The sequence below is a fragment of the Pseudomonadales bacterium genome (assembly GCA_041395945.1).
In the GTDB taxonomy this organism is placed as follows: domain Bacteria; phylum Pseudomonadota; class Gammaproteobacteria; order Pseudomonadales; family Azotimanducaceae; genus SZUA-309.
This window is the reverse complement of record JAWKZN010000001.1, coordinates 3,454,605-3,468,871: the sequence shown is the minus strand read 5'-3', so window position 1 is coordinate 3,468,871 and position 14,267 is coordinate 3,454,605. Positions and strand designations below refer to the sequence as shown.

Below are 14,267 nucleotides of genomic sequence, written 5' to 3'. Positions count from 1 at the left end.
GCGGTGCATTCGAAACCCATCAGGAGTCGGAATATGAAACTCAGAAGGCCACTAGCTGTAATTGCGTTCATCGCATTGGTCCTGGGCGCTGCGGGTCACGCGGCGCCTGGAGGTACTGGAGGCGGTAAGCAGGGCGCCAATCAGGGCGGCAAGGAGAAGGCGGAACAATCGACCAGATCCATGGACCGCACACAGACCAGGACACGCGAGCAGGTGGAGGAAAGCAATCCCGAAACCGGTAAACGGGTGCGGGAGCGGGAAGAGGAGGCCAGACAGATCCGCGAGGACGCGCCGGGCAAGGGCCAGGCCACGTCAGCGGAAATGCAGCAGCGTCAGCAGGAACGCAAGGAAATTCAGGAGCAGTACCGCACCTCCGAGCAGAAGGCTGACAAGGCCGGCAAGAAGCCCTGGTGGAAATTCTGGGGGGATGAAGCGGGTTGAGCGGGGCTTATGCTGCAGCGTTCGACAGCTGCGGTGCCGGGCGCAGTTGGAGTGTCTGCATTGAGCTTCGATGCCACAGGATGTGGCGTTCCTGCTCGAAACCAGTCATCGTCGCCGCGGTGACTCAACGATCACACCAGGTGCGAGTCCGACGGAGCCTGCGCGACTTGTGGGGACTGGACGAGCCGCCTGAGGCTCGAAGCGGCTGAAAGTCCGGCCATCGCTGCGTGCGACCACCTCCACCGAGATGGTCTCGTCCAGATAGGTTTCTGCACCATCGAAGTGAAAGCGCATGGGGTTATCTATACGGCAGGAAATCGTGTGGGTGCCCGGTTCGTCGAACTTCCATTGCTGCACCGTTTCGAAATCGCTCTGGTCCAGCGGTGAACTGTCCACACCGCGGGTATCTCCATCCACCGCCACTATCCCGGAAAAACGGCTGTCCGGATTGATCAGCCGCGACTGAAACCGTTGCGCCGCTTCCCGGGTGTTGTCATCGCAGACTTCCCAGCGGACGCGTCGCGACTCCCGCACAAAGCGGCAGCGGATCTGCAACTGATCCCCGACCGCGAGCGCAGCAACCGAGGCCTCCACGACCGGGGGCTGTGGCACCAGGTAAGTGAGGCCCGTGGCACATTCCGTTGCTGGTATTGCGGGAACTGCTGGTACTGCACGTGTTGCGGCTGTTGCAGGTGCAGCACGTGTCGCGGGTACTGCAGGTGTTGCACGTGTTGCGGGCGTTTCAGGTTCCGCAATTATTGCGATTGCTGCCGGCGCCTTGTTCTGCAGGGGCGTCATCGCAGCCTGCTGCTGAGCACTCCGCTGATCAAAAGGCATCATGTAGCAGCTTTCATCCGCGCCATCGTAATTCGGGTCTGCGCCACAGGCTGAGCGCACGAATTCGGCTTTCGCCGCGATCCGTTCCTGCAGATTGTCTGTTCTCAGGCACCTGATCTTCGCCTTGTCTTCGAGCATCTCGCAGCCGGGATTCTGGCCTCCCCGGGCGATGGGTGCGTTGAGCTTGTCGAGCAGCGCTTTGTTGGCGAACGCAATCTTGTAGTACTCGCTCGACTCCTCAGTGCAGGTTATGGATGTCATGGATGGCTGCAGCCGCGGTGTCGCCTTCACCAGTGCGTCGCACTGAACCTTCTTCCAGGGTCGGTGGCAGAGCACTTCGTTGCCTTTCAGCGTACAGCGCTTTGCGCCGAGATAAGCGTGGATTTCTTTCGCACGATGGGCGTCGGCGCTGGCCCGATTGACTTTGCAGATGCTGTTGCCGCCGACGAACATGACTTCACGACACTGGTCATAGCCGCCATAGGTTCCGCACTCGAATTTCAGGCCCTGCTGCGCCGTCCACCCGGCGGGAGGCGTACAGCCTGCCGACGTCAGCCTCCCGATGTTGTCCTGCAGCCGCTGCTGCTCGGCCTGCAGCAGTGCAACGAACTCAGGCTCCGCCTGTTCGCAGGCACCACGCCAGGCCGTGCGATTGACCTGCTGCGCTTTGACCTGATTCATGCAGGCATCATAGAGACCGCCCATGGCCCAGTGTGTGTTGAGTTTCTGGTACGGCGCGCAGATGGCCGGGTTCCCCGTGGTCAGCGGGTAGCCCTGTTCGAGTTCGGTTTCACAGAGACTCAGAAAGTGCTGGCGGATGCCCGAGTTGTTGTTCTTCCCGTATTCCGTAATCGCCCAGGCCCGGGCGCCGTCCTGCAGCTCTCTGACATAAACCCGCGCACCGGTGCGGATCGCTTTCGCCAGTTCCCGCGTCGACGGGGTGAAACGCTTGTTGCGCATGTCGTCGCAGGTTTTTTCCGCCGTCGACCGGTACTGGTTGTGGCTGTCGAAGTAGTCCACACAGTCATCCCAGATCCGCCGGTTGAACTCCTTCTGTCCCTGACAGTCTTCATAAACACAAAGATTCGTCGCTTTGTGCAGCCAGGGCAGCCAGTAGAGACCGTAGTACTGGTCATAGGGCATGTGCGAGTCGTCGCCGAACAGGATTTTCTCAGCAGCATCCGCGCCCTCGACGATCAGCTTCGCACCGAATTCACCCGCCGCGACGAACATGCCGCCGATCTCCGCAATGATCTTGCCGAGGAATCCGCAGAGTTCGTCGACCCCGGGCACCGGCACAAGTTTACAGGCGGTGCCGACGTTCCCTAACAGTGGAATCAGCTGCAGTACTTTTTCGACCGCCCCATCGTTACTGGTCAGAATGCCGAATGCCGCTTTCACCGTCGGCTTGCCCACACCGTTCATCACCTCCTTGAAGGGACCGCTGCAGATCCACTGCCCGATCGGCCCGCTGGGGCTCAGGGAATAGGTGCATGCCAGGGGAAACATCACATCGAGCCCGCCAATCTCGATGACTTCTACCCACTGCTGCGCCTGCACCGCCAGCACCATCTTCACCACCCCCTGCACCTTGGGATCCTCGGGCATGAAGGTGGCGGCCGCCTTGCCCGCCTGCTTCTCCGCTTCGGTAGGCAGGTTGAAGCAGGCGGTAGTATCACCGTTGTGATCGATGATGCAGTCGATCATCTCCCGGGCGTCTGCCACCGCAGGATCCACGAGTCCTGCCGCGGTCATGACCTTGAGCACATCATCGAGGGTGTCAGCGGCAGCAAAGGGGGCGGTGATCAGCAGGCAGGCTGTGAGCAGAAGTTTGCGGATGCAGGTGGAGACCAGAGTGGACAGTTCGCGCCTCGCAGCCCGGTTTCGAGATCTCATCCCTGCCCTCGATGTTTCTTTCGCGGAGTTTTTCTACGCCGGCGCGCCCCGGCTGTCAATCGACGCCAGTCTCAAACTTGATCCGACACCGGTCTGCGTGCGGGTCCCTGCCCGCGGCCCTTCGTTTTTGCCCTGACCAGCGGTTACCCGGGACTTTACAACACGCGGCCGGAATCGCAGGATCGTGCAACGCTCGCGGACGTACGCGGCTGAAGGGCATCTGGCAACCCGCACCCGCAATAACCCGCATTCGCAACAAGGAATATGGCTGAATGATCCGAACAACACTGCTGACCCTGGCTCCCATCGTTCTGGCCATGTTCGCACCCGTGATGAGTATCGCGGAAGAACACAGCGCGGAATCGCGCATAGACCTGTCTCCGGAACTGGCTCTCCTGCTGCGTGCGGAGATGAGCGAACTGGCGGGTGGTCTGCAGAGCGTTGCCTATTCCATAACAACGGCAGACTGGGCCGCCGTTGAAGCGACGAGCCACCGGATGCATGAGAGCTACATTATGAATGCGTCTCTCACCCGGTTGCAGACCGAGGAGCTCGAGCAGAAGCTTCCGGAACGGTTCAAGCTGCTCGACGCAGCATTTCACGCGCGGGCGGAAAAACTCGGTCAGGCGGCCGCAGCCGGTGATGCGGAATTAGTGACTTATCATTACTCACGACTGGTCGAAAACTGTGTGAGCTGTCACTCGGCCTACGCGACGAATCGATTTCCCGGCTTTGCTCGCGACCCGGAAGCAGCGCACGCGCACTGACGCCTCTGATCGGCCGGGGCATCACTCGCCGGCCACCCGGGTCTGCTCGAGTGCTGCAAGTTCCGCACGAAATCGTGCCGCTTCTTCTGACCGCCCCAGAGCATCGTAGGCGAGGATGAGATCATCGCGTGCGGCGCGCAGAAAGCTGATCGAAGGATTTGCCTGGGCCGCAAGTATCTCGTAGCCGGCCAGGGACTGCTGCCCGGCCTCGGCATAGGCTCCGGCCAGCCGCAGCGTCCGGCCGAGCTTGATCTGGGCAATGCCGGTATTGACGTTGTCGGCACCGAGCGTCTCGGTAAAGAGCTCGACAACGTGGCGGAAACGCCGCTCTGCCTCCGCGTAGTCGCCCTGCTGGGTGTGCATGTAGGCGACGTTGGAGAGAGTGATGGCAACGAGATAGTGCCGCTCCCCATGCACGCTGCGATAGATACCGGCTGCCCGTTCGAAGTATTCCGCGGCCTCGGTGTAACGGTCCTGCATCGCCAGCACATTGCCGAGCTCGTTCACCGCTTCGGCGACGAGGGGATGCATGGGACCGAAGGCGGCTTCCTGCACACGCAACGCGCGCTCGAGCGCGCCGACAGCCTCATCGTACTTCGCTTCATAGAGGAGCGCGCGGCCCAGTGAGGTGAGGTTGTCTGCAGTGAGTGGACTGTCTGCGCCATAGTAGGCTTCGTTGATGGCGAGCGCCTCCCGGGCAAGCGCTTCCGCCCGTTCGTAGAAACCCAGATCCTGTTCGATCGCGGCGAGGCTCGTCAGGTCGCCGGCAACCAGCGGATGCACGTTACCGACGTTCGCGCGATGCAGCGCGAGGATATCGCGGTACAGGGTCTCGCTTTCTCTGTAGTGCCCGGCGGCATAGTGAGCGTCGGCCAGTGCAGTCAGCGTGAGTGCCCGGTCCAGGTCGGCGGTACCACTGGCCGACTGCCGCTCGACCGTCTGAGTCAGCACGGCGATCGCCGCTTCGTACTCGCCGCGTTCACGCAGCACCCGGCCAAGGGAGAGGTTTGCGGTGACGATTTGAGGATGATCTGCCGGTCGCAGCTGCTCGGCGACAGCAAGACCTTTCCGGATCAGCGGCTCGGCGTCGTCGAGGCGCGCCTGATCGATGCGCAGCGAGCCGGTGGCGACGAGGGTCGCGGCGACCTCCGAACTGTGCGGGCCGAATGCCTTCTCACGAAGTTCGAGCGATCGCGCGTAGAGCCGGTCGGCTTCATCGAGCCGGCCCAGCTGCTGATAGATGCCGGCGAGGTTGAACAGCAGCTCCGCCTGCATGGGTGGATCGGAGGCCAGGGTTTCCGCGTCGCGGGCGCCGCGCTCGAGCATCTCCACCACGCGCATGTCGTCGCGCGGGCCGGCGAGAGCCTCTCCACCCTGAAAGAGATTGGTCATGAAGCGCTGCACGCGTTCGGTACGCGCTGCCTCGGCCCGGGCGGTATCGCGCGCGGCCGTGAGACGCAAAGTGAACACCGTGGTCAAGCCGAGCGCGACGATCAGGGCGGCCGCCGTGACCGCTACCACCGGCCAGTGCCGCCGCAGGAACTTGCCGGTGCGATAGCCGAGGTGGTCGGGCTGCGCGTCGAGCGGCTTCGAGTGCAGATAGTGGTCGACGTCGCGGATCAGTGCCTCTACCGAGCTGTAGCGCCGTGCCCGGTCGGCGTGCAGCGCGGTCAGACACAGCACATCGAGGTCGGTCCAGGCAGCGCGACCGGGCACATCGGGTTTTCCGGAATGCGCGCCGCGAACGGAAGGCTTCACCGGTGTAGTGCCGGTTACGGCGCTAATGGCCTCGAGTGGGGAAAGTTCCTTGAGATCGAAAGGCAGTTGTCCGGTGAGGAGTTCGTACAGCACCACACCGAGTGAATAAACGTCGGCCTGCACTCCGAGCTCCTCACCGCGCAGCTGCTCGGGTGCGGCATAAGCCGGTGTCATCAGTCGGGTCATGGTGCGTGTCTGATCACTCGCGCCGTCAAGTGCGTCCAGCTGTCTGGCGATACCGAAATCGAGCAGCTTTGCGTTGCCGTCCGCATTGACAAGTACGTTCGAGGGTTTGATGTCGCGGTGAATGACCGCATGGGCGTGCGCGTAACGCACGGCTTCGCAGGCCTGACGGAACAGCTGCAGGCGCCCCTCGACAGAAAGATCGTGCTTTACGCACCAGGCGGTGAGCGGCAGACCCTCAATGTACTCCATCGCAAACCAGGGTGTGCCGTCGGGGAGGGTGTCGGCGTCATAAAGGCGTGCGATGCCGGGGTGATTGAGTTGTGCGAGCACGCGCTGTTCGCTGCGGAAGCGCTCGCGTCGTGCCGGTGAGAGCCAGGCATCGCGCAGCAACTTGATCGCGACGACGCTGCCGAGATCGCTGCGTTCGCCAAGACAGACGATGCCCATGCCGCCTTCACCGAGCACGCGTCGGATGCTGTAGCGACCGATAGATGTGCCGGGTGGCGGCGCACCGTTGCCGAGCATCGCGCTGGCTACCTCGCCGACGCTGCGATCGAGTAGTGAATCGGCGCCGCGGTCCGCCTCGAGCATGCCAAGGATCTGGGCTGTCAGTTCCTCGTCGCCGTCGCAGGCGTCGGACAGAAAGCGCCGCTGCGCGTCGGCGTCAGCCAGAGTGAGCGCTTCGCGGAACAGGCGCTCGATCAGCTGCCAGCGTTCCGCGTCCATCCCTGTCAGTCAGCCGCCTGCAGGGCCTGAGCCAGCCAGGCCCGGGCCGTGCGCCAGTCGCGGGCGAGGGTGGCTTCGGACACCCCCAGCGATTCGGCCGCTTCGGTCACGCTCTGGCCGCCGAAGAAGCGGCATTCGATCATCTCGGCCTGGCGCGGCTCGGCCTGGGCGAGTTCATCAAGGGCCGCATCGAGGGCAACGAGTTCACGCTCAGAAACGGCATTGAGGTGCGTCAGTTCGTCGAAGGTCACCCACTGCACGCCATCGTCGCCGCCGCGTTTTGTCGCCAGCCGGCGTCGCGCAGCTTCGACCAGCAGCTGGCGCATCGCCCGGGCGGCAATGCGCTTGAAGTGCAGCGGCGATTCGATCGCGAAATCCGGGGACCGGGCGAGTTTGAGCCAGGCTTCGTTGACCAGGGCGGTCGGGTTCAGGGTCTGGGAACGTTCGTCGCGACGAACGGCGAGGGCGAGCCGGCGCAGCTCCTCGTAGGTGGCGCTGAACAGATCATCGAGATTGCGACGATCGGAGTTTTTTTCTCTCCCCATGACAGTTTTTCACCTGCCTTTGCGCACTGTGGGTTGAAGGCCGGTTGTGATCGACGGGTTCTGGCGGGGACAGCCCGTCGGGCCTGGATCGATGGTACACCCGGATCGCGGAGGAGGAATACCGGACGCTGCGCGGTATGACCGTGCACGACGGAGCGGCCCGCTCTGCAGTCGCAGCAATTTCAGGGGGAAACCGACGTGAAAGCTTCAGTGATAGCCGTGACCACCATCGCCGTACTCGTGCTGACGGGCTGCGGCAGTGGCAGCAGCGAGTCGACCGACAGCGGACCCCTCGAGGGGCGCGAGGTCGGCCGGGCCAGCCAGCTCGAAGGCACCTGGCTTGGCGCCAGCGAGGGCGATTTCGTCGGCTTCGAGTTCATGGAGGACGGCAAGGTGCTGGCGACGCCGTTCACGGCCGCGCTGACCGGCTACGGCGGCGGCGTCATGTACAGCTACAGCATTCTCGAGGGCGGACGTCTGTCGCTGATGACACCGAACGGTCAGACCCAGGTCTATGGGGTGAAAATTGCCGGCGATCAGATGGAGCTTTCGGGTGCGATGATGCTGTCCCAGACCAACTCCCAGCGCTTCCGCCGGCTGCCGCGCGGGCAGACTATCGAACAGGGTATGGAGGAGCAGGCGCGCCTCGACGCCGAGGATTACGAGCGCCGTTACAAGGCCCTGATCAAGTACCTTGATCGCGACGATCTGGTTATGGTGCCGAGCACGCCGGCCCCGAATGCACCGGCGGCGATCGCCCTCGACCTGGTCCCCAGCGGCACCGGCCGGGGCTGGTATGACGACAAGCCGCCCCACCTTGATGCGATCTCCACCGCGATTGAACCCACAGAGCGCGACGGCAGCGTGCCCGCCGTGCGCATCCGTTTCGGCGAACAGCTCGATCCGCCGCCGAGCCAGGCGCGCGGCGGTGGTCAGATCACCTTCGATTCCTCCGGCGACGTCGATGCGCCACGGCTGGTCGCCAATGTCAATTACGGCGGGCAGAGCTTCGAGCTCGAGATCCGCCGCGACGCGGGTCTGCATCGCGACATCGTCGGCCGCTTCGATGCCGAAAAGGCGCGCATCGAAGCGCTGCGTGCGCCGCTCCTGGCCGCGCTCAAAGACTACGTGGTGATCGAAGGTCGCAGCGGCGCACAGATGCCCACCCAGGCGACCGAAGACCACTTTGTGCTGGTTCGCGATGCCGCAACTGGCGCCTTCGCGGGCCAGGGCATGCTGCGCTATGAGAACCGCGCGCCGCAGGAAGAACAGATTACTGCCGAGGTGGTGGTATTCGGTGAAGTGGCGACGCTCGTGATCAAGGGCTTCTATCGCCAATATCAGCTGACGCTGGCGAATGCCACATCCGGGGAGTTCGCCGGCGCGTGGTTTCCGAGCGGCCAGCAGAACGGCTGGCAGACGTCGCTGTCGATCACCGAGGCGATCGACAGCGCAGAGCGCGAACGCCGGGCCGAAGCGCAGCGCGCTGCACTGCGCGCAATCCCTCCGGGTGCGCAGTACATCGGCCGCGCTTCGATACTGAATGAGTCCTGGGGTGTGCCGCAGCCGTTTGTGGTTCTCACTGTGACGCCGAGCGGCGATACGTTCAACGTCGCAGCACGCTATCCATCGATCGATCTGAGCGTTGCGATGACGGGTCTGATCGCCGAGGCGCCTACGGGACCTGCGCTGCAGTTGAGCAACGGCAGGATGGAGATCGGTTCCCAGATCAGCGGTATCCTGGCGCTGAACCACGTTGAGCGACAGCTGCAGGGTCAGGCATGGTCGCTGCGCGTTGCGGAACCCGGCAACGCGGAAAGCCATCTCGTGGGCAGCGGCACCAGAATGGGCACGATCGATCTGGAGCCCATGACAGACGCCTGGAAGCGACGACAGGCTGAAACGATCCGCAATGCACTTACCACTGGAGCGAAATTCCATGCCTGGGTGACGACAATGCGCCATGAGCAGGCGTCGGTGTTTGAATTCAAGCTCGACGCCGCGAGCGGCCAGCTGACTGGTGCCAATCCGGAAATGTCGCGGACCTTTTCGCTGCGCCCCGGCACCAACTTCATCGGCAGTCTGAGCGAGGATCTGGGCAGTTTTCACGGCACGTTCAAAATGGCCCAGGCCAATCTTGCGGATCGCTCGATGGACTGGTGGGCTTTCGTGGAACCGGACAACAACATTCTGCTGATCGGCAGTTTCGGCCAGATCAGCACGAACCGGCGAATGAAGCCGAGCTTCGAAATGACCCTCGTCCGCTGAATTCACCGCCCAGGGAGGACAAGATGACTGACAGGAATTTGTGGCCTTTCGCAGCCCTCGCACCGGCGCTGTTTATCGCCGGCTGCGGCGGCGTGTCCGGCGAGTACGGCGGCGAGGAGTGCCTCTACGACAAGCTGGATTTTCAGGACGGCGGCACGGCATACATCACCTTCGTCGGCATGGAAACACCCGCCAGCTATCGCATGGATGGTGACCGGGTGATTCTCACGGCCCAGAACGGTCAGGCGGTGGTGTTCACCCGGAACGGTGGCAACCTCGAAGCCAGTCTGCTCGGTGAAACCATGGTGTGCAGCCCGCTCTGACAGCAGTCCGCGGCTTATTCACTACGCGGAAGCACTGGATTGAATATATACGCGATCTGCGTATATTCCGTCGACAACCCCGCGAGTCCTGGGAAGCAGGCTTTGCAGAATGCCCGCCGCGCGGCGCTGGTGGCGAGCGGACGAAAGCCCTGCAGGCCATGAAAGCTACGAAAGATTAGCGCAGGTTGCGCGATGAACCCATGGCAGGGGCAGAGGCCATAAGGCCGCATCGCGAGGGAAAGATTACCCTGTGCTCCCATGACATCGAGGCGCTGCCGCCGCTCGAAATAGACGCAGAACTCATCCGCGACAGCCGGGATGCCGGGGCGATAGCACGTATAATGTGCCGCAAATTCCGGGCTGGTGAGCCCCCACCAGATGTAAAACCTACTTGAGTCAGGAAAAAAATGACAAGCAGAAAACTGAAAATCGTCTACACCCTTACTGACGAAGCCCCCGCACTTGCCACCTATTCATTGCTGCCGTTCATCAAAAAATACACCGAGGCGGCTGATGTGGAAGTTGAGCTGAGCGACATCTCGCTCGCAGCCCGCATTCTGGCGACCTTTCCGGATGATCTGACACCGGAGCAGCGTGTCCCGGACGCCCTTGCGGAGCTGGGCGAGCTGACCAGGGAAGAAGGCGCCAACATTATCAAGCTGCCCAATATCAGCGCATCGGTACCGCAGCTGATCGAGGCGATCGCGGAACTGCAATCCCAGGGCTACAGGATTCCGGACTACCCGGAAGAACCGTCGAACGAAGCAGAGAAAGCCATCAACAGGCGTTATGCCCACGTGCTCGGCAGTTCGGTCAACCCGGTGTTGCGCGAAGGCAATTCCGATCGCCGCGCTCCGGAATCAGTGAAAGAGTTCGCCCGTAAACACCCCCATTCGATGGACAAATGGAGTCAGGCGTCCAGTACCCACGTCGCGCATATGCGTCATGGTGATTTCTATCACAGCGAAAAGTCCGTCACAGTCGACAAAGGTGGAAAGCTCAGGATCGAGCTGGTGCAGGACGATGGTTCTGTCAGGGTGCTCCGCGATGCAGTTCCGGTTGACGATGGGGAAGTGATTGACGGCAGCTATATGAATGTCGCCGCTCTGCGTGAGTTTCTCGATGAGGAATTTAACGGCGCCAGAAGGGCGGGGCTGCTTGCATCATTGCATCTGAAAGCCACGATGATGAAGATCTCAGATCCGATCATCTTTGGACATGCGGTTGAAGTCTACTACCAGGAAGCGTTCGACAAACATCGCGCAACCTTCAAAGAACTCGGTGTCAATCCCAATCTTGGACTGGCCAGTGTGCTGGAAAAAGTGAGTCAGTTGTCTTTTTCGCTGCGTAATGAAATCGAAGCGGATCTGCGCCGCTGTCACGAAAGCCGTCCAGGACTCGCGATGGTCGATTCGGATAAAGGTATTACCAATCTGCATGTGCCCAGCGACATCATTGTCGATGCCTCCATGCCGGCGATGATCCGGGTGGGTGGCAAGATGTGGAGTGCAGACGGTAACCTGCGTGACACCAAGGCGATCATTCCGGATTCCTGTTACGCAACCATCTATCTCGAAGTGATCAACTTCTGCAAACACCACGACGCCTTTGATCCCACCACCATGGGCACGGTTCAGAACGTTGGTCTGATGGCGCAGAAGGCGGAAGAGTACGGTTCGCACGACAAGACCTTCGAGTTGCCTGCCGGCGGTACCGTGCGAGTGATCGATGAATCCGGTCGAGTGCTCATCGAACATGCGGGCGTCGAAAAAGGAGACATCTGGCGCATGTGTCAGACCAAGGATGCGGCGATCCGGGACTGGGTCAAGCTGGCGGTTAATCGCAGCCGACAATCCGGTATTCCGGTTGTGTTCTGGCTGAACAAACATCGCGGGCATCCCGATCAGCGCGGCCATGATGCGGAAATGATCAAAAAGGTCGAAAAATATCTGCAGGAACACGACACCAGCGGCCTCGATATCCAGATCATGTCGCTGGATCTGGCCATTCGACACACGCTCGAGCGGGTTCGGCATGGCGAGGACACCATATCCGCCACAGGCAACGTGCTGCGGGACTACCTGACCGATCTGTTCCCGATCATGGAACTGGGCACCAGCGCCAAGATGTACTCCATCGTGCCGCTGATGGCGGGTGGTGGTCTCTACGAGACTGGCGCCGGTGGCTCGGCGCCAAAACACGTCCAGCAGTTCAACGCGGAAAACCATCTGCGCTGGGATTCACTGGGAGAGTTTCTGGCGCTCACCGTTTCACTGGAAGATATTGCGGCCAAAGCCAATAACAAGCGTGCGCAGGTTCTCGCCGATGCGCTGGATACGGCAACCGGTAAACTGCTCGAGAACAACAAATCGCCGTCGCGCAAAACGGGTGAGCCTGACAATCGCGCGAGCCATTACTATCTTGGCATGTACTGGGCCGAAGCTCTGGCCGCGCAGAATGAGGATCCGGCATTGAAGGAACAGTTTGCGCCGCTGGCCAAAGCGCTGGCGGAGAACGAAGAGCGGATCATCAAAGAACTCGTCGAGATCCAGGGTGGTCCTGTAGATATCGGGGGTTACTATCATCCGGACGTGAAAAAAGCGGCTGCAGCCATGTGTCCAAGTAAAACGTTGAACAGCATTCTGGCGAAGTAGACCGGCGCACTGCGGGTTGGCCTCGCCTGCGGGCAACCGCTGCAGGTCAACCAGCCGGAGCTGAGTGCCGCAGAACGCTACCACCCCCTGATAGAGTCCCGTACATTGTCTCCTCGGGATTCACAGTCAGGGGGAGCACATGAACCAGGACACCGACGCCACGTCGCCGAAGTACCTGCGGGGCAAATACGCCATCGTCGGGGTGGGCGAGACGGGCTACACCCGGGGTAACGACTGCACCACCCGGGCGCTGGGCACCCGGGCGGTGCGCGCCGCGGTGGAGGATGCCGGGCTGACCATGGCGGACGTGGACGGCATGCTCTCCTACAGCTACAACGATTCCACCCCCTCCACCTTCATCGCCGGCGATCTCGGCATCCGCCTCAACTTCCACATGGACGTCTACGGCGGCGGCTCGAGCATCGAAGCCCTGATCGGTATCGCCATGGGGGTGATCGAGGCGGGCATGTGCAACACGGTCGTCATTTACCGGGCCATGAACGGCTACAGCCAGGTGCGCATCGGCGGTACCGGCCGCGCGGGTGGTAGTGCGCTGTCCGGACCAGCGCTGCTCACCGCCGGCAATGGGCTCACCAGCGCCGGGCAGATGTTCTGCCAGTCCTTCATGCGGCATATGTACGACTACGGCACCACACCTGCGCAGGTGGCCCATGTGAAGGTGATTCATTCCGAACACGCCTCGAACAACCCGAAGGCCTATTACCAGAAGCGGGTGAGTGTGGACGATGTGCTCGGCAGCCGCATGATCGTCAAACCCCTGCATCTGCTCGACTGCTGTGTGGAGACCGACAACGGCACCGCCCTCGTGGTCACCCGCCTGGATCGCGCGAAGGACTGCCGGCACACACCCGCGGTGATCCAGTCCGTGGTCGGCCGCTGCTGCAAACCCCGGGCCGACATGCACTACCAGTCCGGCCCCATCTCCACCGTGGCCGGGCACTACGCGAAGGAGATCCTCTGGCCGAATGCGGGCGTGGGCCCCGAAGACATCCAGGTGACCGGCTCCTACGACGCGTTCACCTTCACCACCATGCTGCAGCTCGAAGACTACGGTTTCTGTAAGAAGGGTGACGGCGGCGACTATGTGAGCTCCGGCGTCATGCGCTTAGGCGGCGCACGGCCCAACAACACCAGCGGCGGCCACCTCTGCGAGGGCTATACCCACGGCATCAACATGGTGATCGAAAACGTCCGCCAGCTGCGCCACGACGCGGACGACAGCTGCCCCATCGGCGCGGACGGCAGACGTGCCCATACCTACGACTACCGCGAAGGCGGCTGCCGCCAGGTCAAGGATGTGGAACTCTCGGCCAACATGGGCTGGGGCACGCCGGGCATCGGCTCGGCCCTGGTAATGGCAAGAGGGTGATGGCGAGGGGAGGCTGACATGGCACTGACTGGTGAATATCTCGGCATGCGGGTGCACGTGGACGAACTCGACCAGGAGCACCACGCCTTTTTCGGCTGGTGCGGCAGGCACGAGCTGCGCCTGCAGCGCTGCACGAAATGCCACCTCATGCGCTGCCCGCCCACCACGGCGTGTCCGTTCTGCGCCCATGGCGAATCCGAATGGGTGCCCGTCTCCGGCCGCGGCACCGTGTATTCCTATGGCGAGGTGCATCATGCGATCCAGCCGGTGTTCAAGGCATACACGCCGTACATGCTGCTGCTGGTAGAGCTGGATGAGCAGAAGGGAGCGCCGGGGAAGTTGATGGGCTCAGGCTGCAGGGAAACCTGGCGACGGCGGACGGGGAGCTGGCGCCGCCGGAACTGGTGGAGCAGGTGGGGATCGGGACGCGGGTGAAGGTGGTGTTCAGGGAGATTGGGGAGGGGATTGCGGTGCCG

Annotated in this window: 10 protein-coding genes; 7 read left to right on the top strand and 3 right to left on the bottom strand. The window is 62.1% G+C overall.

Going from position 1 to position 14,267, the window contains the following annotated elements; translation table 11 throughout:
• The first annotated feature begins 33 nt into the window (after nt 1–33).
• Entirely contained in the window at nt 34–441 is a 408-nt protein-coding gene (locus R3E82_15935) for a hypothetical protein (protein MEZ5552375.1), read from the top strand.
• 105 nt (nt 442–546) lie between these two features.
• Here R3E82_15935 and R3E82_15930 read toward each other — a convergent pair whose 3' ends face one another.
• Nucleotides 547–3,174, bottom strand: a complete 2,628-nt coding sequence (locus tag R3E82_15930) for a hypothetical protein (protein MEZ5552374.1) — start codon at nt 3,172–3,174, stop codon at nt 547–549.
• 272 nt (nt 3,175–3,446) lie between these two features.
• Between R3E82_15930 and R3E82_15925 the strand changes: the two genes are divergently transcribed.
• The gene (locus R3E82_15925) at nt 3,447–3,941 is read left to right on the top strand and encodes a cytochrome c (protein ID MEZ5552373.1); all 495 of its coding nucleotides are present in this window, start codon (nt 3,447–3,449) and stop codon (nt 3,939–3,941) included.
• A gap of 21 nt (nt 3,942–3,962) precedes the next feature.
• Here the strand turns inward: R3E82_15925 and R3E82_15920 are convergent, their stop codons facing one another.
• A complete protein-coding gene (locus tag R3E82_15920; GenBank protein MEZ5552372.1) occupies nt 3,963–6,611 on the bottom strand; it encodes a serine/threonine-protein kinase in 2,649 nt (882 codons plus the stop codon).
• A 5-nt stretch (nt 6,612–6,616) separates the two neighbouring features.
• Nucleotides 6,617–7,156, bottom strand: a complete 540-nt coding sequence (locus R3E82_15915; protein MEZ5552371.1) for an ECF-type sigma factor — start codon at nt 7,154–7,156, stop codon at nt 6,617–6,619.
• Between the two features lie 198 nt (nt 7,157–7,354).
• On the opposite strand from R3E82_15915, the gene R3E82_15910 reads away from it, so the two are divergent.
• The 5 genes from R3E82_15910 to R3E82_15890 all read left to right on the top strand — a co-directional run bounded on the left by R3E82_15910 (nt 7,355) and on the right by R3E82_15890 (nt 14,226).
• Nucleotides 7,355–9,424, top strand: coding sequence for a hypothetical protein (locus R3E82_15910; GenBank protein ID MEZ5552370.1), 2,070 nt, complete (start codon nt 7,355–7,357; stop codon nt 9,422–9,424).
• Nucleotides 9,425–9,447: 23 nt separating this feature from the next.
• Nucleotides 9,448–9,747, top strand: coding sequence for a hypothetical protein (locus R3E82_15905; GenBank protein ID MEZ5552369.1), 300 nt, complete (start codon nt 9,448–9,450; stop codon nt 9,745–9,747).
• Nucleotides 9,748–10,154: 407 nt separating this feature from the next.
• A complete protein-coding gene (locus tag R3E82_15900) occupies nt 10,155–12,401 on the top strand; it encodes an NADP-dependent isocitrate dehydrogenase (protein ID MEZ5552368.1) in 2,247 nt (748 codons plus the stop codon).
• 139 nt (nt 12,402–12,540) lie between these two features.
• Nucleotides 12,541–13,791: a hypothetical protein gene (locus R3E82_15895; GenBank protein ID MEZ5552367.1), complete on the top strand. Its 1,251-nt coding sequence runs from the start codon at nt 12,541–12,543 to the stop codon at nt 13,789–13,791.
• A gap of 18 nt (nt 13,792–13,809) precedes the next feature.
• Entirely contained in the window at nt 13,810–14,226 is a 417-nt protein-coding gene (locus R3E82_15890) for an OB-fold domain-containing protein (protein MEZ5552366.1), read from the top strand.
• Nucleotides 14,227–14,267: the final 41 nt, after the last annotated feature.